Source organism: Clostridium sp. (assembly GCF_050717535.1).
Taxonomy (GTDB): Bacteria; Bacillota; Clostridia; order Clostridiales; family Clostridiaceae; genus Clostridium_AD.
Genome location: NZ_JBOITM010000070.1, coordinates 57,505 through 83,605, shown reverse-complemented (window position 1 = coordinate 83,605; position 26,101 = coordinate 57,505). Strand labels below are relative to the sequence as shown.

The window sequence follows — 26,101 nt, the reverse complement described above, 5'->3', positions numbered from 1 at the left end:
TTTTATGAAATGATGTAGACTATAATAGTTGATGAAGACATGTGGGAGCATAGCTCAGCTGGGAGAGCATCTGCCTTACAAGCAGAGGGTCACAGGTTCGAACCCTGTTGTTCCCACCACATATGGCCCAGTGGCTCAGTTGGTTAGAGTGCCGCCCTGTCACGGCGGAGGTCGAGGGTCCGAGTCCCTTCTGGGTCGCCATTTAAATTTGGTGATTTTTAAAAAAATTAAATTTAAAAAAATTTGTAAGGCTGGATAGCTCAGTCGGTAGAGCAGAGGACTGAAAATCCTCGTGTCCCTGGTTCGATTCCTGGTCTAGCCACCAATGTTGCGGGAGTGGCTCAGTGGTAGAGCGTCACCTTGCCAAGGTGAACGTCGCGAGTTCGAATCTCGTCTTCCGCTCCAATTACAGTTACAACTAATGGCGCTATAGCCAAGCGGTAAGGTCAAGGTCTGCAAAACCTTTATTCCCCGGTTCAAATCCGGGTGGCGCCTCCAAAGCAAAAAAAAGCAGTCTAAATGCTGATATTTCAGTATTTAGGCTGCTTTTTTATTATATAGGAAACAGCAAATGTTTTTCCTTTTTTATTTCATAATCATAAAATTTGTTATTCCATCATATGAATTTAATAATGAATTAGGATGGAGATGATTACTATGAAATTGAAATCAATAACAAGGATATTAGAAATGCTTTCATTTATTGTTGGTTTGACTGGATGTATAATGATATTTATGAAAATTGAATTACCAACAATGATGTTTCCAATATGTACAACACTTTTAATTATTACTAGTATGTCTGAATTCATGAAAACTCGAAAATTGATAAAATTAGCATACCCATTACTTATAATTTATTTTCTCTTAGCACTGCCTATTATAGCGGACTTTATAGAAAACAAAATTTTGTCTTTTGGTTTTGTTGCACTAAGTTTTGTTTTTACTACCATATTTGTATATAGTGAATTAATAACAAGTAGCAAAGAAAGAAAATTATCACATTAAATAAAATAATTATGATAAGTAAAATTGTATTTAATTGTGAAATCTTTTGTTGAGTTCGAAATCAATACTGTTAAGATCTGGATTATATAAAGCAAATAATTCAGGACAATATATATAACTCTACACGAGTTATAAAAAACAATACTTAATTGCATTTAGCCTATTATCTCTAGAAACTAAGAAACTAAGAAACTAAGAAACTAAGAAACTAAAATCTAAAGGTTAATTAACATTATAAAATAATAATTATTTTCAAACTAACAATTTTTCTTATAAGATGCTAACAAAAGTATATGTTGCGTAGAATGCATTTGAACAAGCCTTAGTAATTCTTAATTTATTATATTTGCATATGCGTAAAGAAAAATTCATGTTTGAGCGATAGCGAGTTTGCATTTTTTAGCAGATATAAATAAAATAAATTTTAGAATTATTTGGCGCAGTGAAAGCATTCCAGCAACATATACTTTTAGTTATAGCATCTTATAAGAAAAAATATTCCTAAATTCTAAATATGCTACCCCTATCAATTAGTTTCCCATCTCGTAAAAACACTGGCTCTACCTTATGCTTATTTAAAAATTTCAATATTTCATTTCTATATAAATAATGATCTAAGCTACCATAAAAAGCTAAGACACCATCTTCAATAAGGCCCGTTGTACCACCAATAAAACCGTAGTCAAGGCCGGGAAGAAGAATATCCCCAGGAGGAATTAATAAAACGTCAATTTTTTCAAGAGTTAAAGATTTGGCAATAGAAGTATCACTAGTAATGATTGCATGATCATTTACTATGCAAGTAGAACACTTTGTATAACCCTGTCTCACATTAATTAATTTTTTGTCTTTTGTAAGTGACAAAAGATTAGTGTCAGTGAAATTAATTGAGTGAACAAAGAGACGTCCTAGGCTCAATGCATTGAGACATATATTATTTGGGTATTTTGGTTGCAAAGCGGAACTTGATTTATAAACTTTGTAATTTAGTGAAGCTAAGGTGCTTATGAATTCGCTATTCATATCCTTATGGACTATAATACTATTGCCAGCAATATGCATCATCATATCAGGATGACCGGATTCAACCTCATATAAGTCATTGCTATGTGGGCAAATAAGCAAGTTATACCCTAGAGAGACCAAATATTCACTTTCTTCATTATGAATTCTAAAATCAACAATAAGATTTTTCATTAAATACTCCTATTTAATATATATTTTTTTTTATTCGTATTGCCTATTTTATAACACAAAACCATTACACTTTGCAATATGTCGATAATTGTTTAATGTATTTTGCATATCCATTAATTTTACACACATACTACTATATGAGAAGGGAGTGTGCTAAATGCTTTTATTAACTGTTGTATATAATAGCAGTATGGAATGCATTATTGATGAAATCAAAGACATAAAAAAGTGTTTTGAACATAAAAAAATGATTTTAGGTATATCGGAGAGTATAATAGATAATACTCACTTCATAAAATTTTTTTGCGATGATGATAACTTAAGCTATAGTAGTATAAAAACATTTAATTTGAATGTTGCCAATATGTTATATAAAATAGTAACAATGGAATTTTGTAAAAAAGAAATGAATGGTTTTTTAGCTGAAACTTATTTTTTTCTCCCATATGAGGAAATAAAACGAATTATACCTAAGATACAAGAATCCTTGCTTAGCGAAGGCGCAATATCGAGTCCTAGTATGGTATATTGTATAAATAGGAAAAATATTATTATGGATAAGATAACTAAATGTATCGAAGAAAATAATGAAATTAATATAAGTGGATTTTTAACTTTTAGGACAAAAGAGCTAAAGTCAGATTTAGAATGTATAGTTGATAAAGTTATAGAAGAGTATATGGTAGACAAAGAATATAATGAGTTTATAAAATTATTGAAATATTTTGTTGAAATTCAGGAGAGTAAGTTAGATGAGGTTAATATTATCATTGAAAAAAATGGAGATTATTATTTGAAAGATGAAGAAGGAAATGATTTAGTAGGAAATATGCAAATGGAGTTACCAGAAATTCAATTTGACTTAAAAGAAAATAGAGAAGAACTTATAATTAGTACCATGATAACTACCGCTCCTAAAAAAGTAATTATACACTGCGTGGAGAATTGTAAAAATAAAGAATTGATACAAACTATAAGCAAAGTATTTGAAAATAAGGTTCATTATTGTGACGAGTGTTCAGCTTGTGAAAAAATCAAAAAAGGGATAGAGGTATTGTAGTTGTAATATTAAAGAAACATTAAAATACAACATTAAAAAACAAAACAAAAAAGTATTGACAAATATTGATTTAAATAGTATACTTTTAATTGTTGTGAATGAAAATATAAAAAAATGTATTAATTTAATATGTTTTAATATAATATAAGTATGTTTTACAAGAAGAAACAGCCGTTTCTCACCTTACAGCTATGCTAGTTAGGTTAATTAGTAATTTAAATTTGTTACTATTAAGGACGGCATTTGCCGTCCTTTTTATTATTTGAATAAAATATATTTTTCTAAATATGCCCAGGAGGTGAAAGTTATTAGTAAAAACAAAGATTTCATGATGAATGAAGAAATAAGACATTCAGAAATAAGAGTTATAGGATTTGATGGTTCTCCATTAGGAATTTTGAATACTAAAGATGCGTTAAAGCTTGCAGAAGAAAAAGACATGGATTTAGTTATGATGTCGCCTACTGCAAAACCACCAGTATGTAGAATAATGGATTTCGGTAAGTTTATCTATGAACAACAGAAAAAAGTAAAAGAAGCTAAAAAGAAACAAAAAGTTGTAAATCTTAAAGAAATACGATTAAGTGCAACTATAGAAGATCATGATATTGCAATTAAGGCAAGTAATGCTAAAAAGTTTTTGTTAGATGAAGATAAGGTTAAAATAACTGTAAGATTTAGAGGAAGAGAAATTGAAAACTCTAAAGTAGGACATAAGATATTAAAGTCTTTTGTAGAAAAAATCGGTGATGTTTATATTATTGAAAAACCAGCGAGGCAAGAGGGAAGAAACATGATAATGATATTAGCTCCTAAAAGAGCATAACCGAGAGGAGGAATTTTATTATGCCTAAAATGAAAACACATAGAGGCGCAGCAAAAAGATTTAAGAAAACAGGTACAGGCAAGTTAAAAAGAGCGAAAGCTTTCACAAGCCATATTTTAACAAAGAAAAGCCCAAAAAGAAAAAGAAATCTTAGAAAAACTGCATATTGTGCAGCATCTCAAATAAAATCAATGAAGAAATTGTTACCATACTTATAATTGAATGGTGCTTAGGAGGTATATTAAATGGCAAGGATTAAGAGAGCAATTAACTCACGTAAAAAACATAAAAAGATATTAAAGCTTGCAAAAGGCTATTATGGTGGAAAAAGTAAGTTATTTAAGACAGCTAATGAATCAGTAATAAGAGCCCTTAGAAATGGTTACATAGGCAGAAGATTAAAGAAGAGAGATTTTAGAAAACTTTGGATTGCTAGAATCAATGCTGCTTCAAGATTGAGTGACCTTTCATATTCAAGATTTATGAATGGAATGAAACTTGCAGGCATAGATATTAACAGAAAAATGCTTTCAGAAATAGCTATACATGATCCAAAAGCTTTTGCTGATTTAGTAGAAGTTGCAAAAAAACAATTAAAAGCTTAAAATTATTTATGGATGTAGCCTTTAGGCTACATTTTTTATTGCATTTTTGGAAAACATATAGTAAATAACATTTTAAGTGGTATAATATAGCAATGTAATATAACATTATTGGTAACATATTGAGGTGATTAATTTGGAATCAGGTATTAAAGCTATTAAAGCTATTAAAAGGAAATATATATATACACCTGTTCAGGTACTTGCATTAGGGTTTGCTATATTGATAATAATAGGAGCAATATTGCTAAGTTTACCTATAGCTTCTCAAAGTGGTAAAATTACTCCTTTTATAGATTGTATATTTACTTCCACTTCTGCTGTGTGCGTTACAGGACTTGTAACTGTGGATACTGGAACATATTGGACATATTTTGGTAAAACAGTAATTATGTTACTTATAGAAACGGGCGGACTTGGATTTATGTCTGTGGCCACACTTGTTTTTTTCTTCTTAGGCAAGAGAATAACATTAAAGGAAAGACTGGTAATGCAGGAAGCTATGAATGTGAATTCACTGCAGGGGTTAGTTAAAATGGTCAAATATGTATTGATATTTACATTTTCTGTGGAGGCAGTAGGTGCAGTTTTATTATCAACACAATTTATTCCTCAATTTGGAATCGCCAAAGGAATCTATTATAGTGTATTCCATGCAGTTTCTGCTTTTTGCAATGCTGGGTTTGATTTAATGGGGGATTTTAAAAGTATTACTGCTTATGCTAATAATTCTGTAGTAATATTGACTATTGCATCATTAGTTGCAATAGGTGGGTTGGGTTTTTATGTTTGGGTAGAAATCTATAATTCTAAAGGGAATAAAAGATTGTCAGTACATTCTAGAGTGATTATTTATACAACAATAGTGTTGATTTTTGGTGGTGCAATACTTATGTTCCTTTTTGAAATGAATAATCCTTATACTATGAAAGGAATGTCCATTAAGGGTAAAGTTTTGTCTTCAATTTTTGCATCTGTTACTCCCAGAACGGCTGGTTTTAATTCTATTCCAGTAGATAAAATGACTCCTGCTGGGAATTTTCTTACAATAATTTTAATGTTTATTGGTGGGTCTCCTGGTTCAACGGCAGGTGGAATAAAGACAGCTACTGTGGTAGTAATTTTTATGACTGTAGTGTCTATGGTTCGCGGACGGGATGATACTGAAATATTTCAAATGCGCATTAACAAGGAAACGGTATATAAATCTTTAGTAATATTTATCCTTGGATTAGCGCTTGTTATAGCAGTTACAATGATATTATCAATTACAGAGCAGGGGGGTGTTCCTTTTGAATACTTTTTATATGAAGCCACATCAGCATTTGCTACAGTTGGGTTAACACTTGGGCTAACTGCAAAATTAACATTTTTAGGAAAGATAATAATAAGCATTACAATGTATGCCGGGAGAGTAGGCCCATTTACTATAATATTGGCATTAGCTAAAAGAAGGAACTCTAGATCTGGAACTATAAAATATCCAGAGGGTAAAATTTTAATTGGATAGGGGTGAGATTAATGAGTAAAAGACAGTTTATTGTTATAGGCCTTGGAAGATTTGGAACTTCAGTTGCAGAAACATTATATTCGCTAGGAAATGATGTATTAGCAGTTGATTTCGATGAAGAAGTAGTTCAAAACATTTCGGATAAAGTTACTCATGCGGTTCAAGTTGATGCTAATGATGAAAATAGTTTAAGAGCCCTTGGTATTCGTAATTTTGATTGTGCGGTTATTAGTATAGGAACTAATATTCAATCTAGTATTTTGGCAACACTCTTAGTTAAGGAACTGGGAGTAAAATATGTAATTACAAAAGCTACCAATGCGTTACATGCTAAAGTGTTATATAAAATAGGTGCAAATAGAGTAGTTTTTCCGGAAAGAGATATGGGTGTGCGTGTTGCTCATAATTTAGTATCATCAAATATATTAGATTACATAGAATTATCACCTGATTATAGTATAGCGGAAGTTGTTAGTCCAGAAGAATGGCATAACAAGACACTGAGAGAATTAAACATAAGAGCTCAATATGGCATAAATGTAATGGCTATAAAAAGAAATAACGATATTGATGTTTCTCCATCAGCGGATAATATTATTGAATCTGGTGATATTATTGTTGCTATTGGCAGCATTGATGAATTAAATAAATTAGAAAGTTTAGTTAAATAAGGAGCATTTAATTTGGAACATATTCTAAGTAAAGATAATTTATTGATTAAAGATGTTAGAAAGTTGAAAGAAAAAAGATATAGAATAAGTAGTAATATGTTTTTGGTTGAGGGTTTTAGGTTTGTAGAAGAAGCCTTAGATTCAGATTTTGAAGTGCTACATATATTAATAAGTGCTAGAGGAGAATTAAAATATGAAAATTCCTCTTTGAAAGACAAGCTTCAGAAAAGTACCAAGGTTTATAGTATTAGTGATAGTTTATTTAAAAGTATTTGTGATACGGAAAGTCCACAAGGTATTATGGCTGTTGTTAGAAGCAAACTCGTAGAGATTAAATATGACTATGGGTTCTATGTACTAGTTGATAAGATTCAAGATCCGGGCAATATGGGAACGATAATCAGAACTGCTCATGCGGCAGGAGCATTAGGGGTTTTAATTACAAAAGGAACTGTGGATATTTATAATGAAAAAACTTTAAGAGCCACTATGGGTTCTATTTTTAAAATACCAGTTATATGTGATAGTGATTTATCTTTAGTGCAAAAACTTAGGAATACTGGATTCAAACTAGTTGCTAGCTCTCTGGATACTGAAAACAATTTCTACGATGTAGATTTAAAAGAAAAAGTTATTATATCAGTTGGAAATGAAGGCAATGGAATAAGTGAAGAGGTTTATGCACTATGTGATTTGAAAATTAAGATTCCTATGCCTGGTGGTGCAGAGTCTTTAAATGCAGCAGTTGCTGCATCAATTATGATGTATGAAGTAGTAAGACAAAAAAATAATATAGGCGTTAAAAACTTATAGTTGAATTTTTTTGTGATTTTGGTTATACTAATACTTATACTTTCATAAATTAATGAATAGCAATTAACTATGACGGAGAGAGTAAATATAAAAATACTTACAGGGATAAGAAGCCTTAGACTGAGAGCTTCACAAGAAATTTTTATATCGAAGTTCACTCCAGAGTTCTAACAGTGAAATAAAGTAGCTGTTAGCGGGTAGAATCGATAAATTTATCTAAGAGGACTGTTATTTTAGTCAATTAGGGTGGTACCGCGGATTTTCCGTCCCTTCGTTGGGGACGGTTTTTTTTGTTTTATAAAGAAATATTAAAATTACATAAATATGAAGGGAGAATGAATTATGAAGGAAAAGTTAGAAGCTATAAAAGCTGCAGCGCTACAAGAATTAAAAGAGTCTGCCACTAAAACAGAAATAGAAAATATAAGAGTTAAGTATTTAGGAAAAAAAGGAGAACTTACACAAATATTAAGGGGGATGGGACAGCTATCCAATGAAGAAAGGCCAATTGTTGGTAAGTTAGCAAATGAAGTTCGCGAGGAAATAGAAATACTTATAACTAAAGCCTCAGATTTAATAAAAAACAAAGAAAGTGAACAAAAGCTAAAAAGTGAGGTTATAGATATATCTATGCCAGGTAAAAAACAAACAGTAGGAAAAAGACATCCATTAGACTTAACACTTGAAAAAATTAATGATATATTTTTATCTATGGGATTCGCTATTGAAGAAGGACCTGAGGTAGAGACTGATTATTATAATTTTGAGGCACTAAACATACCTAAAAATCATCCTGCAAGAGGGGAACAAGATACTTTTTATATAAATGATAGTATAGTTTTAAGAACCCAAACCTCAGGAATACAAATAAGAACTATGGAAATTCAGAAACCTCCAATAAAAATGATTGCGCCTGGTAAAGTATATAGATCTGACGCGGCGGATGCTACTCATTCACCAATTTTTTATCAAATTGAGGGACTGATAGTTGATAAAGGCATTACTTTTGCTGATTTAAAAGGAACCTTAGAGTTATTTACTCAAAAAATGTTTGGAGATAAAATCAAAACTAAATTTAGACCACATCATTTTCCATTTACAGAACCATCCGCTGAGATGGATGCTACTTGTTTTGTGTGTAATGGAGAGGGCTGTAAGGTTTGTAAAGGTAGTGGATGGATAGAAATTTTGGGTTGTGGAATGGTTCATCCTAAAGTTCTTGAAAATTGTGGAATAGACCCAGAGGTGTATAGTGGGTTTGCTTTTGGATTTGGCCTTGATAGAATCACAATGTTAAAATACGGAATAGATGATATTAGAGCACTTTATGAAAGTGATATGAGATTTTTAAAACAATTTTAAAATGAATATTAACAATTGATTGTTATAAGAAGTACAGGAGACAAACAATGGATAATTGTTTTGTACTTCGTGTATGCTAGGAGGATATAAAATGAAAATTCCAGTTAAATGGCTTAAAGATTATGTAGATATAGATATTTCACCAAAGGAGCTTGGGGACAAATTAACGATGTCTGGTTCAAACGTAGAAGAGGTTATTATATCAGGTGCTGAAATTGAGAATGTTGTTACAGGTAAGATAATAGAAATAGTAAAACATCCAGATGCTGATAAATTAGTTGTATGTCAAGTTGATATAGGGACTGGTGTTCCAATACAAATTGTTACAGCAGCTACTAACATGAAAGAGCAGGATATAATACCAGTAGCACTTCATGGATCAAGTTTACATGGAGGATTAAAAATAAAAAAAGGCAAGCTTCGTGGAATACTTTCAAATGGTATGTTTTGTTCTGAGGAAGAACTTGGAATCGCGGGGGATAAACCTGTTCACGGACTAATGATACTCCCTGCTGATACCATCATTGGAAAAGACATAAAAGAAGTTCTAAAACTTCAGAGCGCAGTAATAGACTTTGAGATAACTTCCAATAGACCAGATTGCTTAAGTGTCCTAGGAATAGCTAGAGAAACAGCTGCAACACTAGGTACGAGGTATAGAAAACCAGCACTAGATTACAAAGCTACCTCAGGTGAAAATGTGGAAGATATTTATAAGGTTCATATTAAAGATGAACTTTGCAGAAGATACATGCTAAAGGGTGTAAAAAATATAAAAATAGAACCTTCTCCACAATGGATGCAGGAAAGACTTTTAGAAGCAGAAATTAGACCTATAAATAACATAGTTGATATTACAAACTTTGTTATGATAGAGATTGGTCAACCAATGCATGCTTTTGATGCTAGGCAAATTAAGACTAATAATATAACTATTGAAAGATCTAAGCCGCTAGAAAAATTTATTACCTTGGATGGAGTAGAGAGAGAATTAGATGAGTGCATTCTAAATATAAAAGATGGGGATAGAGCTATAGCTATCGCAGGCATAATGGGAGGCTTAAATTCTGAAATTAAAGAAGATACCAGCAGTATAATATTTGAGAGTGCAAACTTTGAGGGTATTAATATAAGATTATCTTCTAAAAAATTATCCTTAAGAACTGATGCATCTTCAAGATATGAAAAAGATTTAGATCCTAATATGGCTAAGATGGCAATAGATAGAGCTTGTCATTTAATACAAGAACTGGGTGCAGGTGAAATAATGGAAGGATGTATAGATGTATATCCAAAACTTCTTGCTCCTCATACTTTAGAAGTTGATTCAAATTGGATTAATACTTTTTTAGGAACTGATATATCTAAGGGTAATATGAAAATGTATCTTGATAGATTGGAACTTTGTACAGAAATACAGGGTGATGCACTAGTTATATTGGTACCTACAAATAGATCTGATATAAACATCAGAGAAGATGTAGCAGAAGAAATAGCTAGGATATATGGTTATGATAACATACCATCTACTATACCTAATTGTACAGCTTCGAAAAGTGGGAAAAGTGAAAAGCAAAAATTTGAAGAGAAAGTATTGGTGGCTTTGACCAGTAGTGCACTTAATCAATCCATAAGCTATTCCTTTGTAAGTCCTAAGATATTCAATAAAATTTTAGTGCCTGGTGCTAGTGAACTTAGAAAAGCTGTTACTATAAGAAACCCACTAGGTGAAGATTTTAGTATAATGAGAACTACAATGGTAGCTTCTATGATGGAATGCTTAGGACGAAATTATTCAAGAAATAATGAAGAAGCTAAATTATTCGAAATAGGTAAAGTCTATATACCAAATCAAGATCCGTCAATGCTTCCAGAAGAGAGAAATATATTAACTATAGGAATGTATGGGAATGTTGATTATTTGGATTTAAAAGGTGTAGTGGAAAATGTATTAGATAGTTTGGGAATAAAAAACACCTCATTTAAGAGAGAAAGTGAAAATCCAACTTATCATCCTGGAAAAACTTCTAATTTATATGTAAAGAGAGAACTTGTAGGCACCGTTGGAGAAATTCATCCTAGTGTTTCAGAGAATTATGAAGTGGAACAAAGATGCTATATAGCAGAATTAAACCTAGATGTACTATATAAATATGTTGATTCAAATAAAAAATATAGTGCACTTCCAAAGTTTCCAGCTGTAACAAGGGATATTGCGCTTATAGTTGATGAGGAAGTTTTAGTTCAAGATATTGAAGATATTATTGTAAAACAAGGTAATAACATTTTAGAAAGTGCTAAATTGTTTGATGTGTATAAAGGCAAACAGATAGCAGATGGAAAGAAAAGTATAGCATATGCTATAGTATATAGAAGAGAAGATAAGACCTTAACAGACGAAGAAGTAAACAAGGTGCATGAAAAAATATTAAGATCATTAGAGCATAAATTGAGCGCTGAACTTAGATAAGACACATTTAATTTAGAACCTCCTTAGAAATAAGGGGGTTCTATTCCTGCATTAAAGCATAAAATAATGATCAATATGTAAATTGTTTTATTTTCATACTTAATTTGAAGATATTGGTTTTATAAAAACATATATTGTGGTACAATGAATACAACTAATCTGTCTAAGAGGGTGTTTTAGATGAACATTGTAACAATAAAGATAAATGGTAATGAATATAATTTAAAAGGCAATGAAAAAGAAGAATATTTACATATGGTAGCTAGTTATGTTGATAAGAAAATAAAGAATATAATAGAAAACAATGAAAAACTTAGCACTTCCTCAGCAGCAATTTTGACTGCCTTAAATTTAGGCGATGATATGTTTAAAAGCCATTCACTTTGCAAGGAAATTACGAGTAAGAGTGAACTTCTAGAAAAACACGATAAGGAATCAATTGAGCAATTAGAAGATTATAAAAAACAGCTAAATAATATGGAAGCATATAACCAAGAACTGCTTAATAAATGTAAAAACTTAGAAAATGGTGAGTATGTAAAAACCTTAGAGCAAGAAAATATAAAGATGCGGCAAGAGTTAGAAACTATGCAATCCTCTCCTAAAATTTATATTGAAGAAAACAGAAAAGTAAAAGTAGAAAATAAAGAAATGAGATTTAAACTTCAATCTTATAAATACAAAATAATTGACTTACAAAACAAATTGATAGAATATCAAATTAGTATAGCTAAACAAAAAAAAATTAGTAATCCACTTTTAACTAGAGATAAAAAATAAATTTATTATATATTGTAATTAAATTATCGTCGAGAGACGATTTTTTTTTATGTATTAATATACATGCTAAATATTATTGAAAGTATAAAAAGTTATTAATCATGTGTATAAACGGTTTAAAACGTTTACAAACTTTAGAAAATGTTAATCTATGGGTTTTAATAATTTATAAACATTAAAAAAAATATTGAATATTTATGCAATGTAATGTATACTTATGTATGTAATATATATATAAGGGGGAGTAACATATGAAGAACAATAATAGTAAAAAAATAATCAGTATGATAATAACAACTTTAATAGCCTTTAGTTTAGCTGGGTGCTCAAAGGGAAATGCGTCAGCGGGGATTTCAAAGACGGATGAAATTAAACAAAAGGGTAAAATAGTGATTGGTACAAGTGCGGATTATCCGCCTTATGAATTTCATAAATCAATTGATGGTAAGGATACAATTGTGGGGTTTGATATAGAAATAGCTAAAGAAGTAGCAAATGATTTAGGTGTAAAGCTTGAAATAAAGGATATGAAGTTTGATGGACTATTGGCTGCATTAGAAACTGGAAATATAGATTTTGTTGCGGCAGGTATGACCCCTACAGAAGCTAGAAAAAAGAATGTTGATTTTTCTAAGACTTATTATACAGCGGTTCAATGTATTGTTATAAGAAGCGAAGATGAAGGTATAATTAAATCTTTAAAAGATTTAAAAAGTAAAAAAATAGGAGTTCAAAAGGGAGCTATACAAGAGCAATTAGCAAAGCAGCAATTATCAACTTCCGAAATAAAACCACTTGGTAAAGTATCAGACCTAATATTGTCCTTAAATACTAAAAAAGTGGATGCTGTAATTGTTGAATTACCAGTTGCACAGGCTTACGTGAAGCAAAATAAAGCTCTAGCATTATCTAAAGTAGAGCTTAAAACCAAAGAAGAGGGTTCGGCTGTAGCATTAAAAAAGGGTAATAAAGATTTAGTAGATTCAATAAATACTACTATTACAAAATTAATTAAGGATAAAACTATTGATAAATTAGTTGAAGATGCTAATAAAAATGCAGAATATTAAAATAAAATACAGAATATTAAAAAAATCATATAATTTATTGGAGAAGAGGTTTCTATGAATTTTTCATTTATGAGTGAATATTACATGTTTTTTCTAAATGGTGCTAAGTTTACGTTAATAATTGCATTTTTTTCTGTGCTACTTGGAGTTATTGGTGGAACTATTTTTGCACTAATGAAATTATCTAAAAGCAGGATTTTAAATATGATAGCAACAGCATATGTTGAGGTTATTAGAGGGACACCAGTTTTAGTACAGTTATATCTTGTTTTTTATGGCTTGCCATATGCTGGAGTTCAATTACCAGATATGGTAGCGGGTATTATTGCACTTTCTGTAAATAGTTCTGCATATGTAGCGGAAATTATTCGTGGTGGAATAAATTCAATTAATAAAGGACAAATGGAAGCAGCTAGGTCACTTGGGATGTCCTATAGCAGGGCTATGTTTTATATTATAATTCCGCAAGCAATTAAGACTATTATACCTATATTAGGGAATGAATTTATAACAATTATTAAGGAATCTTCTATAGTTTCGATAATAGGAATTCATGAGTTGTCTTATAATGCAGATACGGTAAGAGGAAATATATTCAAGCCTTTTGAACCGTTACTAGTTTCAGCTTTTATGTATTTTGTTATGACGTTTACGCTTTCTAAATTCATGAACCGTGTGGAAGAGAGGATGAAGATTAGTGATTAAGGTTTGTAACTTAAAGAAAAATTTCGGGAAACTGCAAGTGCTTAAGGGCATTGACATTCATGTGGAAAAAGGAGAAGTTGTGGTAGTTATTGGGCCCAGTGGTTCGGGAAAAAGCACTTTTTTAAGATGCTTAAATTTACTTGAACAGCCAACTTCTGGTGAAATATATTTTAAAGAGGTTTCAATAATAAGTAAACATAATAATATTGATCTTCAAAGACAAAAGATGGGTATGGTTTTTCAAGAGTTCAATTTGTTTCCTCACATGACAATACTAGACAATATAGCCTTTTCACCAATTAAGGTTAAGAAACTTTCAAAAGAAAGCGCGGAAAAATTAGCTTTGGATTTGCTTTTAAAAGTAGGGCTTCAAGATAAGGCTAGTAGTTACCCATCCCAATTATCGGGTGGGCAAAAACAAAGAATAGCAATTGTTAGAGCACTTGCTATGAAACCAGATGTAATGCTGTTTGATGAGCCGACCTCTTCTTTAGATCCAGAAATGGTGGGGGAAGTGCTTGAAGTTATGAAGGGACTAGCCATGGATGGAATGACTATGGTAGTTGTAACACATGAAATGGGATTTGCCAAAGAAGTAGGAAGTAGAGTGCTATTTATGGACGATGGATATATTGTTGAAGATGGAACTCCTGAGGAAGTTTTTAACAACCCTACCAATCAGCGAACGAAAGAGTTTTTAGCAAAAATTTTATAGGAACAGCTTAATAAAAAAAGAACTAGAAATAGTTCTTTTTTTGTTTTTTTATGTTTACGACCTGTAATTAATTGTAGTATTATAGATTTATAAATGTTTATTGGATTATAATTAATATTACAACACCATAATTAATGTAGTTGCAACAAAACAAAGTAAAATTATTATTTGATGGGGGATAGGTTATGAAAAAGCAATCGTTTATAAATATTAATAAGTTTCAAAGGGTATTAAGCATATTATTGATACTATTATTTTTAAATCCCATTTATGCAAAAGTATTAGCTCAGAGTACTGTACTCCAAGAAGGAAAAAATATTATAAAAAGCAATTATGTAAATACAGTATCAGATTACGTATTAAATGCACCAGATTTAACTGAAATGGTTAAGAGACTTGATGATCCATATTCTGATTATTTTACAAAACAGGAGTATTTAGAATTTACAGGCAGCATAAACAATACATTTAGTGGAATAGGTATTGGGATTGAGCTGGTTCCAGAAGGAATTAGGGTGTCTAGGGTTATTGAAAATTCTCCAGCAATAGATGTAGGACTTGTGGCGGGAGATATTATTGTAGGAGCAGATGACAAGAGTTTAGTTGGAATTACATCTGCTGAGGAAGCAATAAAATATATAAAGGGTGAAGCGGGTACTTATGTGAAGATAGTAGTGCACAGAGGCACAGAGATACTTAATTTTAATGTTGAGCGTAGAGAAATAAAGTCGCCAACAGTAGAAAGTGAAATGCTAGCAGGAAAGGTAGCGCATATAACTATTGTGTCTTTTGGTGAGGATACTGGTGATTTGTTTTCAGCAGCCTTAACTAAAATGGATGGTTTGGGAGCTAACAGTTACATTATAGACCTCAGATATAATGGTGGGGGATACATGGGCACGGCACTAGATATAGCAGGTCATTTTATTGGGAATGAACCGGCGATTACTATAGAGGATAAAAATTCAGTACAGCATAAATTTAAAGCAGTAGCCCATGATAAACTTATAGACAAGCCAATAATATTTTTGATAAATGAATATTCTGCTAGTGCATCGGAGATATTAGCAGCAGCTGTTAAGGATTATGACAAGGCTTTGTTTGTAGGTACAACGACTTATGGAAAAGGAGTTGCTCAACAGATGTTTCCCTTGTCTGACGGTAGTTACCTTAAGCTTACTGTGGAAAAATTTTATTCTCCAAAGGGTAATATAATTCATAAGATTGGAATATCTCCAGATTTTGAAGTAGTGAGTGATGTAGGTGATTCATTGAAGGTAGCAAATTTACTTCTTAGTGGTACAAGTGTGCCAGAAAATAAAAGTGGATATATGAGAATTGATCTAGATGGCAAAGAGTTTTACATCGACCTTAAAATGGCTAGAAGCGAGGAATGTTGGACCACATTTACTTACATACTAAGCAAGTGTTCACTAAATAATACTTACCGCGGAACTAATGTAGGTTGGAAAAAAATAACCAGTGATGAGTTAGGTAATAATATTCTTCAGGGATTTTCTAATTATAAAATATTAAGTGATTTAAAAAAAGATATAAATGTAGATAAATATTTTACCGTTAATTTTAATATGCCTATAGATTTTGACAGTATAAAGTCAAATGGGATTGAACTAATGGCTGAGACTACTGGAAAAAGGATTCCAATAAAATTAGAGGCTAATAAGAATACTGTATTAGCAACACCACTTAAACAATTAGAAAAAGGACAAACATATTATTTGATAGTCAATGATAGTGTATTAGATGTATTTGGGAAAAATATAAAACAAGCTACTGTAATTAGATATATAGTACCTTAAAGTAGTATTTTTTTAAAAACTTGCATACAGCTTAAAAGGTTCACAATATATAAAAAATGTGGGCCTTTTTATGTTGTTATAAGTAGGAAAACCTTTTATTAGGTTGAATTTTGTATAAACATTTACTATTATCCAAAAGCATGTAGATAATAATGGGAAACAGAAGTCGAAAGAAATATATTGCCAATATATAGAAAATATATTATAATTTACATAAAATGGTAGAGCATGATATTAAATTATTTTTAAGCCTATAAGGCTTATTATACTTTGCAATTTATTTCAGGTGCAAAAATAAAGGAAGGAGATTGCTATGAAATTGGAAAGAGAACTTAAAGGGATAATAGCTGGCGATTTGCTATGTAAAAAAGTGAAATATGATGATGGTGTAGGCTTAAAGGATATTGTAGCTATTGTTATAGCCCAATTTCAAATGTTGATACCTGTAATGATTGGGGTTGCATTAATAATGAGCCTGATTTTATTCATCTTATTGTAAGTACGGATTAAAAGCTCATAACCCAGTAAAAGTGGAGTTTAAACTTAAACAATAGACCCCAGTGATAGTGAAGAATTTGCCTTCTGCAAATTTACACTATCACTGGGGTGTTTATTTGGTTATAATTAAAGTATAATGTTATAACATGAAAAGGGTGGTACTTATATGAATTTATTAACAATAGAAGAAGTGAGTAAAAGTTATAGTGAGAGAATACTCATTAATAAAGCATCTCTTGGTATAAGTGATGGCGATAAAATTGGATTAATCGGAGTTAATGGTACGGGGAAATCTACTTTTTTAAAAATAATAGCTGGACTTGAAGTTCCGGATACCGGAAGAATTTTAAAGGGCAGTATGGTCAATATAGAATATTTACCACAGGATCTTGAATTTGATTCAGAAGCTACGGTGCTAGAACAGATTTTTAAAAGCGATACCGATGTAATGAAGGTTATAAGAGAGTATGAAACTGCTATAGAAAAATTACAAATGAATCCAGAAGATGAAATACTTCAAAAGTCATTGATGAGCTACAACAATAAAATGGATGCCTGCAATGGATGGCAAGTCCAAAACGAAGCTAAGATTATCTTAACAAAGCTTGGCATAACTAATTTTAAGGAGCATATAGGAAACCTTTCAGGTGGACAAAGAAAGCGAGTTGCCCTGTGTAGTGCACTAATTACTCCATCTGATTTATTGATCTTAGATGAGCCTACAAACCATATGGACAATATTATAATAGATTGGTTAGAGAATTATTTGAACAATAAAAAAGGCGCGCTACTCATGATTACACATGATAGATACTTTTTAGATAGGATAACAAATAAGATTTTGGAACTTGATAGAGGCGTTTTATATAGTTATCAGGGTAATTATAGTGTTTTTCTAGAAAAAAAAGTTGAAAGAATGGCTTTAATGGATGCGCAGGAGAGAAAAAGACAAGGTTTATTTAAAAAGGAACTAGCTTGGATAAGGCGTGGAGCAAAAGCTAGAACTACAAAGCAAAAGGCTAGAATAGAACGTTTTGAGGATCTTCAAGATGCTAAAATCGACATTTCAAATGATAAGTTAGAATTATCTTCAGCATCAACTAGGCTTGGTAAAAAGATTATTAATGTAGAGAGCATTTATAAAGCTTACGGTGAAAATAAATTAATTGCAGATTTTAGTCATATATTTACAAAGAGAGATAAAGTGGGAATTATAGGACCTAATGGTATAGGGAAGTCTACACTTATGAATATTTTAAGTGGAATGATAAAACAAGATAGTGGCCTAATAGAATGGGGTGAAACTGTTAAAATTGGTTATTTTCATCAAGAAAATGGTGCTATGGATGAAAATATGAGGGCAATTGATTATATTCGCCAAGCAGCAGAATATATATCTACAGCGGATGGAGAAAAGATTACAGCTTCACAAATGCTTGAGAGATTTTTATTTGATGGAACTACCCAGTATTCTTTTATTTCTAATTTATCCGGCGGGGAAAAAAGAAGATTATACTTGTCAAGAATTCTCATGGAAGCTCCAAATGTATTGTTTTTAGATGAGCCTACTAATGACTTCGATATTCAGACCCTAGCAGTATTAGAAGATTATTTAGATGGATTTGCTGGAGTGGTTATAACTGTATCCCACGATAGATATTTTTTAGATAGAGTTGCAGAAAAAATATTCAGTTTTGAAGGAAATGAAAAAATAATTCAATTTGTAGGAAATTATTCGGAATATCAAGAGTATATAGAAAAAAACTCAAATTTACTTGAAGGTAATGACGTGGTAATTAAAAAGGATAAGCAAGGTGAAAATGAAGAAAATAAAAGCTGCGAAGCTAAAAAAGATAAGCCATTAAAGTTTACATTTAAAGAGCAAAAGGAATTTGATGAAATTGATGGTGAAATTGAGGAGAAAGAAACTGAACTAGAAGAGATTAATAAAAAAATCAATGGTGGTAGTAGTGATTTTGAATATTTACAGAAATTAGTTAAGCAGCAAAAGGATGTAGCAAGAGAACTTGAACACTACATTACAAGATGGACATATTTAAATGAATTAGATGAGAAAATAGAGGCGCAAAAGGATAATTAAATCATCAAAGGTTTAAAATATCAACAACTTTAATCGCTAAGAAGGTAAAATTATGGGTAAAAATAAAGATATAAAAATATCTGTGCGTAATTTAGTGGAATTTGTACTAAGGGCAGGAGATTTAGATACCAGGTTTATGGGGAGTAGTAGAGCTGTTGAGGGTATCAAAGCACATCAGAAAATACAAAAGGAAAACAGAGAAAAATATTCTGTTCTTCTTGGAGAAGAATATTTGTCGGAGGTTAGTTTAAAGCACATTGTATCGTATGATGGTGGTAAAATCATAATTGATGGTCGTGCTGATGGTATTCTAATAAAAGATAAGGTTGTTACCATAGATGAGATTAAAACAGTTACTAAAGATTTAGAATCGCTTAAGGAAGATTATAATAGCCTTCACTGGGCTCAAGCAAAGTGTTATGCATATATATATGGAATGCAAAATAATCTTCAATTTGTTAACGTTCAATTAACTTATTACCAAATTGATAATGAAAAGATTAGAAGATTTTTAAAAATCCTTTCTATTGAAGAACTACAGGAGTTTTTTAATGAAATTATTTCTAGCTATTTTAAATGGGCAAACATAACCAGTGATTGGAATGAAACAAGAGATAATACAATAAAAGATTTGAAATTTCCTTTTGATAGTTATAGGGATGGCCAAAGAGAATTAGCCGTTTCGGTATACAAAACAGTGGTAGAGGGCAAAAAAATGTTTCTTCAAGCCCCAACTGGGGTAGGCAAAACAATATCTACATTGTTTCCAGCAGTGAAAGCCATGGGAGAAGGGCATACTTCTAAAATTTTTTACTTGACTGCTAAAACCATAACAAGGCAGGTAGCGGAAATTGCTTTCGATAAAATGAAAGAGCATGGACTTAAATTTAAAACCATTATAATAACTGCCAAGGATAAAATATGCTTTAGCAAGGGTAGCGCTTGTAATCCTGAGCAATGTAAATTTGCAAAGGGACATTTCGATAGGGTTAATGAGGCTCTACTAGATATTCTAAAAAATGAAAGTACATATAGCCGAGAGATAATTGAGAACTATTCAAACAAGTATAACATTTGTCCCTTTGAATTTTCATTGGATTTAACCCTATGGTCTGATTGTATTATATGTGATTATAATTATTTTTTTGATCCTAGAGTTTACCTAAAGAGATTTTTTATGGATAACAATGGAGATTACACTATTTTGGTTGATGAGGCTCATAATTTAGTGGATAGAGCACGTGAAATGTTTTCGGCGCAGTTTCATAAAAAACCACTTTTAGTATTAAAAAGAGAAGTAAAAGGTGTAGATGGCAGTTTGTATAAAGCTTTAAATAAGTTAAATGCATTTATGCGAGGTATGAAGAAGATGTGTAATGACGAGGGATATTATAAGCAAAATGCGGAACCAGCAGGTATATACAACCTCCTTAACAATCTTACCAAAATATTAGAAGTATGGCTTACAAAAAATGAAAAATCTAAGATGTATGACAATTTTTTAGAATTATACTTTAATTCTTTGAGTTTTATTCGAATAGCTGAACTTTATGATGATAAATATATAACATATGTGGAGTGTAGTGGGGATGATGTGGTATTAAAGATGTTTTGTTTGGATCCTTCTAAACTTTTAAGAGAAGCATCTAAAAGAGGCAAATCTGTGGTTTATTTCTCTGCAACACTGCTACCACTATTATATTTTAAAGAAATTTTGGGCGGAGAAAGTGAAGATTATCATCTAACTTTAGATTCTCCCTTCAATAAAAATAAACTTAAATTAATGATAGCTAAGGATATTTCTACTAAATATAAAAACAGAGAAAATAGTTACTCTAAAATAGTAGAATACATATATGCTGTGGTGAGTGCTAAAAGTGGAAATTATATGGTGTTTTTTCCATCATATAAGTATATGAATGCTGTGAGTAATTTGTTTGCTGAAAAATATCCTGATATTAATATAAGGGTTCAAAGTAGTTTTATGAATGAAGATGCCAGAGAAACTTTTCTCCAAAATTTTACTGATATTGATTCTGAAAATGTTTTAGGATTTGGAGTTTTAGGTGGTATTTTTTCTGAAGGTATTGATTTGAAAGGTGATAGATTAATCGGTGTAATAATAATCGGTGTTGGACTTCCAATGATTTGCTTTGAAAGAGAAATTATTGCGGAGTATTTTGATAATAAAAGTGATTGTGGTTATGAGTATGCCTACATGTATCCAGGTATGAATAAAGTGCTTCAAGCAGCGGGACGAGTTATTAGAACAGAGGAAGATAGAGGAATTGTACTTTTAATAGATGATAGATTTCTTCATCAAAGATATAGAAAGCTATTTCCAAAGCAGTGGGAGTATTATCTTAAAATAACTAATAACACTGTTGCAAGAAAAGAGATTTGTGAATTTTGGGAATAAAGAAAAAACTTGAGCATCTGCTCAAGTTTTTTTATATAAATAATTAAAATTATATATTTAGGGGGGATAAAGAAAAGGAAACTACTTACTCATAATTGCTACAAATATATCTACATTAAAATAAGATATTTACATCTATGAATACGATAATTGTTCTCTGTTTGTTAGCACTAATATTAGTACAAATAATCAGCATCATTGTTAAATATTTATAAAGTAAACAGTTTCCTTTTTATCTTTTGTTTTGGGGAATTCTAATCTTTGTAGATTTATGTCAAAATAAGATTTATCTTATGTGGATACACTATTGTTGTATTTCGACTTATTTCTTATTTAAATAATAACACGATTAACACAAATAGTCAATAGAATTTCTTAAAATTTAATATGACGAAGAATAAAAATGAAAAATACTAAATAGATTCGACAAAAAGTATAAAAATTGGAAATTAGACTGCGAAAATCAAAAAAATGCAATATATTTCAACAATTTATTTACTGGTAAATTATTTATTTTCAAAAGAACAAAAGGAAAAATTATGTATTAGTACAATGTTATGAACTATTTTGGGATAATTTTTACAGAAAATTAATAATGATTTAGGAGTTATAGTGCTAGAATTGTATTATAAGAATAATAAGGGTTATAACAATTAAATTATATACGGTATGGGGTAGAAATAATAAAAAAATTGTTTTTGAAAATACGAAAAGAGGGGTCCATCATAACATGGATAATTTTAAAAAAAACATTAAATTAATCAACAAAAAAATTAAAAATGATATGGAATTAATTAGTAATAAAGTTAAGAGATACAAACCTATGGAATCATTAAAACAAAGAAGAAAGTATATAATAACTAGTTGCCCTAAATGCCAACAAAAATTAAGATTACCAAAGGGAAAGGGTAAGATCATTGTAACTTGCTCAAAATGTTCTAGTGTGTTTAGGATAAAAACATAAAAAAAGCCGAAAGAGATATTCCTAAAATAGGATATTTCTTTTGGCTTTTTTGTTTATTCAATAAATTATAGATATTTCATAGTTTATAAATAAGCTATGAAATATTTAATGAAAAATTTCTTGAATTATTTACCTGAACCTAATTCAGCAAGACAGTCTTTACAAATATTTTTGCCTTTGTAGTTTACAACGTCTCTTGCATTTTGACAGAAAATACAAGCTGGTTCGTATTTTTTAAGAATAATTTGCTCACCATCCACATAAATTTCTAAAGCATCTTTGATATCTATATCCAAAGTTCTTCTCAATTCTATAGGAATAACAATTCTTCCAAGTTCGTCCACTTTTCTTACAATACCTGTTGATTTCATATAATTTCCTCCTCAAACATCTTTCGACTTATTTATATTTAAATTATAGCAAAACTAACATAAAACGTCAATAGATTTATGAAAATATTTAATAATAATAATTAAAATTAATAAACTTTTACGTATTATGCAAAAAAACTATAATAGCCTGTCATTTTAAACAGTTTTATAATGCCTTCTACATTATACATAATTTTTTATAAAAATACAATAATTATAATGCATTGTAATTAGTGTAAAATATTAGATATATAAAATAATTTGGAAATAAAAAGGTAGAAAATAAAAAAAGGTTAGTACCAATGGCACTAACCTTTAAAATTGTAACTATCTATAATTAGTAAACTGAAGTGCAATGCCAAAATCTTTTGATTTTACAAGTGCCATTACTTGTTGCAGATCATCTAGGTCTTTGCCAGTAATTCTTAATTGGTTATCCATAATTTGTGCTTGAACTTTAATTTTAGTAGCTTTAATTTCTGCAATTATTTTTTTAGCCTTTTCCGTAGAAATACCTTTTATAATTTTAGCAGTTTGTCTTGCAGAGCCTAAAGTAGCTTCATCTTGCTTTCCAAGGTCTAATGCCTTTCCGGATATACCTCTTTTAATTAATTTACTTACGAGAACTTCTATAACTGATTTCAATTTATAGTTATCATCAGATATTATTTTAATATCTTCTTTTCCTAGATTGATTTCAGTAATAGTATTTTTAAAATCATACCTTTGTTTGATTTCCTTTAATGCTTGATTTATTGCATTGTCTACTTCTTGCATATCTACATCTGATACTATGTCAAACGAATGTGCAGCTGCCATAATTAAAAACCTCCTCTATATTTTCCTGTTACTAATTGAATTCTCTTAATTAATAGTAGGTTAATAACCTGGAAATGTCCAGTAGTTAATGGGTAAAGATTAAAATTCACATAATAATATACTGATATAACCTACTATTTACAAAAAATTCATAAATATCTCATGTTATTTATCTATAGTTTACAACATTGTTTTTTTTACTAAGGTATATAGAAAATGTAACGATATACTTACTAGACATAAAATAAATATAACTTATGATGAATAATAATATGTAGCATAGATGGTTAGAAGGAGAAAAAACTTTGACAGAAATTAAAAAAAATAAGTTAATGACGTTAAATAATATTAAAGGTAGGGAACAAAGTAAGCAAGTGGTATCTTATATAAATCAACATTTTCTTTTTAATACTTTAAATAGCATACTATCACTCTGTAGGGAAAATTCTGAAGAGGCTAGGAAAGTTGTTTTAGAACTTAGTAGTTATTTAAGGTTTAACTTTGATGTAACAGATGGGACGGTTCTTTTGTATGAGGAAATAGAGTGTATAAAATCTTATTTGTATATTCAAAAGGTTAGATTTGGTGATAGGTTAAATATTGTGTATGATATTCAAGAAGATGTAAATTTTTTGATTCCTAAAAATTCATTGTACAATTTAATAGATAATGCCATTACCCATGGAATTTTAAAAAAAAATCTTGGAGGAACTATAACTCTTGTCGTTAAACGAGATAGTGAAAATATAGTAATAAGAGTAAAAGATGATGGTGTTGGTATGGAGAAAGAGCAAATAAGGCAGATATTTAGTAATGAAAAATGTGGGTCTATTTCAAACTTTAATTCTCAATATACTGATTTATATGATGCTAAGTTAGAGGTGATTAGTAAATTAGATATTGGAACATACATAAATTTATATATACCGATAGAAAATATAAAATGCGAGTAGATTGTAAAATTTTAATATAGGTGGGGGTTATATGTTAAGAGCAGTTTTAGTTGATGATGAAAAATTGTCTTTGGATGAACTAAGTTTTATTTTGAGTAAAAACAGTGAAATAGAAATTATAGGTAAGTATTATGATCCCTTAATAGCATTAGAATTCATAAGAAAATTTAAACCGGAAATTGTTTTTCTAGATATTGAAATGCCAGAGATTGATGGGGTTACTTTAGCTGATGAGATAAGTAAGATGGGTTTCCCAGTGAATATTGTATTTGCAACGGTATTTGATAAGTATGCAGTAAAAGCTTTTGAAATTAATGCTATTGATTATGTGTTGAAACCATTTTCGGAAAAAAGACTACAAATTACTATGGATAAAATAAATGAAAGATATAATTGTAATGAAAAGATAACCTCTTGTAGCTATAATAATATAATTCCAGAAAAACAAGAAATTATAGGTATGAAAAAGTTACCACTTTGGAAGAATGAATGCATATATCTTGTGCACCCACAAGATATATTATATTGTACGGTTATGGATAAAGAGGTGTTTGTGTTAACCATGGATGATAAATTTACTACACAGTGCACTTTAAATCAATTGGGAAATAAATTAATGAATCATAATTTTTTTAGATGCCATAAAAGTTATTTGGTTAATTTAGATAAAATTCATAAAATAGTACCTTGGTTTAATAGTACTTTTGTGCTAAAAATAGAGGGGTGGAAAGAGGAAGTACCTGTAAGTAGGCATTATGTTAAGGAATTTAAAAGAATAATTGATATGTAAGTCATGGTTTTTTTAAATTGTTTAATTGAATATTAAAGATAAAGGTAGTGATTGTTAAATGAAAAAAATACTAATAGTAGATGATGAAGTTAATAATCGACTATTACTTATGGAAATACTTGAAGAGTTTATGGAACAAGGGGTAGAAATACTTATTGCTGAAAATGGAAAGCAAGCGCTGGAGATAATTACTATTGAGAGCCCTAATTTAGTTTTCTTAGATATTATGATGCCTGCGATAAATGGGTATGAGGTGTGTAATATAGTGAAAAAGGAATTAAAGCTTACAGATACGTATATAGTCTTGTTAACTGCAAAGGGTCAAGCGGAGGATAAAAGTAGAGGGTTTGATGTTTCATGTGATAAATATATTACTAAGCCTTTTAATTTTAATGAAGTTTTAGCTATAGCTGAAGAAGTATTAGAATTAAAGCTTTAAATTTCATTAATACAATAAGATTTTATAGGCCTACTCTTATATTTTAGATGTTTAAAATATAAGAGTAGGTCTATATTTTTATTTATTTATCTTTGTGGGGGTAGTATTTATTTCTTTATAGTGATATTTATTTAAAAT

25 protein-coding genes, 5 tRNA genes and 2 other annotated features are annotated in these 26,101 nt (G+C 30.2%); of the genes, 27 read left to right on the top strand and 3 right to left on the bottom strand.

Annotated elements, in window-relative coordinates; translation table 11 throughout:
* The first annotated feature begins 43 nt into the window (after window positions 1-43).
* The 6 genes from ACREVU_RS12230 to ACREVU_RS12205 all read left to right on the top strand — a co-directional run bounded on the left by ACREVU_RS12230 (window position 44) and on the right by ACREVU_RS12205 (window position 1,008).
* A tRNA-Val gene (locus tag ACREVU_RS12230) sits at window positions 44-119 on the top strand.
* Window positions 120-124: 5 nt separating this feature from the next.
* Window positions 125-201: transfer RNA gene (locus ACREVU_RS12225), tRNA-Asp, on the top strand.
* Window positions 202-249: 48 nt separating this feature from the next.
* A tRNA-Phe gene (locus ACREVU_RS12220) sits at window positions 250-325 on the top strand.
* Window positions 326-330: 5 nt separating this feature from the next.
* Window positions 331-405: transfer RNA gene (locus ACREVU_RS12215), tRNA-Gly, on the top strand.
* Window positions 406-423: 18 nt separating this feature from the next.
* Window positions 424-498: transfer RNA gene (locus ACREVU_RS12210), tRNA-Cys, on the top strand.
* Window positions 499-657: 159 nt separating this feature from the next.
* Window positions 658-1,008: a hypothetical protein gene (locus ACREVU_RS12205; protein ID WP_431551873.1), complete on the top strand. Its 351-nt coding sequence runs from the start codon at window positions 658-660 to the stop codon at window positions 1,006-1,008.
* A gap of 501 nt (window positions 1,009-1,509) precedes the next feature.
* On the opposite strand, the gene ACREVU_RS12200 is transcribed toward ACREVU_RS12205, so the two are convergent.
* Window positions 1,510-2,205 carry a DUF6873 family GME fold protein gene (locus ACREVU_RS12200; protein ID WP_431551872.1) on the bottom strand — a complete coding sequence of 232 codons (696 nt, stop codon included), beginning with the start codon at window positions 2,203-2,205 and terminating at the stop codon, window positions 1,510-1,512.
* A 157-nt stretch (window positions 2,206-2,362) separates the two neighbouring features.
* On the opposite strand from ACREVU_RS12200, the gene ytxC reads away from it, so the two are divergent.
* The 18 genes from ytxC (at window position 2,363) to ACREVU_RS12110 (ending at window position 22,591) form a co-directional block, all read left to right on the top strand.
* Window positions 2,363-3,265 (top strand): putative sporulation protein YtxC, encoded by a 903-nt coding sequence (gene ytxC, locus ACREVU_RS12195; RefSeq protein ID WP_431551871.1) that lies wholly within the window; start codon window positions 2,363-2,365, stop codon window positions 3,263-3,265.
* Between the two features lie 153 nt (window positions 3,266-3,418).
* Window positions 3,419-3,529 (top strand) — a sequence feature (ribosomal protein L20 leader region).
* 34 nt (window positions 3,530-3,563) lie between these two features.
* Window positions 3,564-4,091 carry a translation initiation factor IF-3 gene (gene infC / locus ACREVU_RS12190; protein WP_431551894.1) on the top strand — a complete coding sequence of 176 codons (528 nt, stop codon included), beginning with the start codon at window positions 3,564-3,566 and terminating at the stop codon, window positions 4,089-4,091.
* Between the two features lie 20 nt (window positions 4,092-4,111).
* Window positions 4,112-4,309 carry a 50S ribosomal protein L35 gene (rpmI, locus tag ACREVU_RS12185; protein ID WP_431551870.1) on the top strand — a complete coding sequence of 66 codons (198 nt, stop codon included), beginning with the start codon at window positions 4,112-4,114 and terminating at the stop codon, window positions 4,307-4,309.
* A gap of 27 nt (window positions 4,310-4,336) precedes the next feature.
* A complete protein-coding gene (gene rplT, locus ACREVU_RS12180) occupies window positions 4,337-4,696 on the top strand; it encodes a 50S ribosomal protein L20 (RefSeq protein WP_431551869.1) in 360 nt (119 codons plus the stop codon).
* Between the two features lie 154 nt (window positions 4,697-4,850).
* On the top strand, window positions 4,851-6,203 hold the full coding sequence (locus ACREVU_RS12175) for a TrkH family potassium uptake protein (protein WP_431551893.1): 1,353 nt from the start codon (window positions 4,851-4,853) through the stop codon (window positions 6,201-6,203).
* Window positions 6,204-6,214: 11 nt separating this feature from the next.
* Window positions 6,215-6,874: a potassium channel family protein gene (locus ACREVU_RS12170; protein WP_431551868.1), complete on the top strand. Its 660-nt coding sequence runs from the start codon at window positions 6,215-6,217 to the stop codon at window positions 6,872-6,874.
* Window positions 6,875-6,886: 12 nt separating this feature from the next.
* On the top strand, window positions 6,887-7,687 hold the full coding sequence (locus ACREVU_RS12165; RefSeq protein WP_431551867.1) for a TrmH family RNA methyltransferase: 801 nt from the start codon (window positions 6,887-6,889) through the stop codon (window positions 7,685-7,687).
* A gap of 60 nt (window positions 7,688-7,747) precedes the next feature.
* Window positions 7,748-7,961, top strand: a binding site (T-box leader).
* A 68-nt stretch (window positions 7,962-8,029) separates the two neighbouring features.
* Window positions 8,030-9,049: a phenylalanine--tRNA ligase subunit alpha gene (gene pheS / locus ACREVU_RS12160; protein ID WP_431551866.1), complete on the top strand. Its 1,020-nt coding sequence runs from the start codon at window positions 8,030-8,032 to the stop codon at window positions 9,047-9,049.
* A 91-nt stretch (window positions 9,050-9,140) separates the two neighbouring features.
* Window positions 9,141-11,519: a phenylalanine--tRNA ligase subunit beta gene (pheT, locus tag ACREVU_RS12155; protein ID WP_431551865.1), complete on the top strand. Its 2,379-nt coding sequence runs from the start codon at window positions 9,141-9,143 to the stop codon at window positions 11,517-11,519.
* Between the two features lie 180 nt (window positions 11,520-11,699).
* Window positions 11,700-12,299, top strand: a complete 600-nt coding sequence (locus tag ACREVU_RS12150) for a cell division protein ZapA (protein WP_431551864.1) — start codon at window positions 11,700-11,702, stop codon at window positions 12,297-12,299.
* A gap of 251 nt (window positions 12,300-12,550) precedes the next feature.
* Window positions 12,551-13,369: a transporter substrate-binding domain-containing protein gene (locus tag ACREVU_RS12145; protein ID WP_431551863.1), complete on the top strand. Its 819-nt coding sequence runs from the start codon at window positions 12,551-12,553 to the stop codon at window positions 13,367-13,369.
* Window positions 13,370-13,423: 54 nt separating this feature from the next.
* A complete protein-coding gene (locus tag ACREVU_RS12140) occupies window positions 13,424-14,074 on the top strand; it encodes an amino acid ABC transporter permease (protein WP_431551862.1) in 651 nt (216 codons plus the stop codon).
* Window positions 14,067-14,789, top strand: a complete 723-nt coding sequence (locus ACREVU_RS12135) for an amino acid ABC transporter ATP-binding protein (protein ID WP_431551861.1) — start codon at window positions 14,067-14,069, stop codon at window positions 14,787-14,789. The genes ACREVU_RS12140 and ACREVU_RS12135 overlap by 8 nt, the downstream gene beginning before the upstream one ends.
* Before the next feature lie 185 nt (window positions 14,790-14,974).
* Window positions 14,975-16,609, top strand: a complete 1,635-nt coding sequence (locus tag ACREVU_RS12130) for a S41 family peptidase (RefSeq protein WP_431551860.1) — start codon at window positions 14,975-14,977, stop codon at window positions 16,607-16,609.
* Window positions 16,610-16,922: 313 nt separating this feature from the next.
* Complete coding sequence (locus ACREVU_RS12125) at window positions 16,923-17,108, top strand: hypothetical protein (RefSeq protein ID WP_431551859.1); 186 nt, start codon at window positions 16,923-16,925, stop codon at window positions 17,106-17,108.
* Window positions 17,109-17,273: 165 nt separating this feature from the next.
* Window positions 17,274-19,208 carry an ABC-F family ATP-binding cassette domain-containing protein gene (locus ACREVU_RS12120; protein ID WP_431551858.1) on the top strand — a complete coding sequence of 645 codons (1,935 nt, stop codon included), beginning with the start codon at window positions 17,274-17,276 and terminating at the stop codon, window positions 19,206-19,208.
* A 52-nt stretch (window positions 19,209-19,260) separates the two neighbouring features.
* Window positions 19,261-21,627 carry an ATP-dependent DNA helicase gene (locus ACREVU_RS12115; protein WP_431551857.1) on the top strand — a complete coding sequence of 789 codons (2,367 nt, stop codon included), beginning with the start codon at window positions 19,261-19,263 and terminating at the stop codon, window positions 21,625-21,627.
* Between the two features lie 730 nt (window positions 21,628-22,357).
* On the top strand, window positions 22,358-22,591 hold the full coding sequence (locus ACREVU_RS12110) for a hypothetical protein (RefSeq protein WP_431551856.1): 234 nt from the start codon (window positions 22,358-22,360) through the stop codon (window positions 22,589-22,591).
* Window positions 22,592-22,716: 125 nt separating this feature from the next.
* On the opposite strand, the gene ACREVU_RS12105 is transcribed toward ACREVU_RS12110, so the two are convergent.
* Window positions 22,717-22,962: an AbrB/MazE/SpoVT family DNA-binding domain-containing protein gene (locus ACREVU_RS12105; RefSeq protein ID WP_125004371.1), complete on the bottom strand. Its 246-nt coding sequence runs from the start codon at window positions 22,960-22,962 to the stop codon at window positions 22,717-22,719.
* Window positions 22,963-23,289: 327 nt separating this feature from the next.
* Window positions 23,290-23,781, bottom strand: coding sequence for a YajQ family cyclic di-GMP-binding protein (locus tag ACREVU_RS12100; RefSeq protein WP_431551855.1), 492 nt, complete (start codon window positions 23,779-23,781; stop codon window positions 23,290-23,292).
* Between the two features lie 305 nt (window positions 23,782-24,086).
* Between ACREVU_RS12100 and ACREVU_RS12095 the strand changes: the two genes are divergently transcribed.
* Genes ACREVU_RS12095 through ACREVU_RS12085 form a run of 3 tightly spaced genes read left to right on the top strand, consistent with a single transcriptional unit; the run spans window position 24,087 to window position 25,963 of the window.
* Window positions 24,087-24,734, top strand: coding sequence for a sensor histidine kinase (locus ACREVU_RS12095; RefSeq protein WP_431551854.1), 648 nt, complete (start codon window positions 24,087-24,089; stop codon window positions 24,732-24,734).
* A gap of 31 nt (window positions 24,735-24,765) precedes the next feature.
* Window positions 24,766-25,524: a LytR/AlgR family response regulator transcription factor gene (locus ACREVU_RS12090; protein ID WP_431551853.1), complete on the top strand. Its 759-nt coding sequence runs from the start codon at window positions 24,766-24,768 to the stop codon at window positions 25,522-25,524.
* Between the two features lie 58 nt (window positions 25,525-25,582).
* Window positions 25,583-25,963 carry a response regulator gene (locus ACREVU_RS12085; RefSeq protein WP_431551852.1) on the top strand — a complete coding sequence of 127 codons (381 nt, stop codon included), beginning with the start codon at window positions 25,583-25,585 and terminating at the stop codon, window positions 25,961-25,963.
* Window positions 25,964-26,101 lie beyond the last annotated feature (138 nt).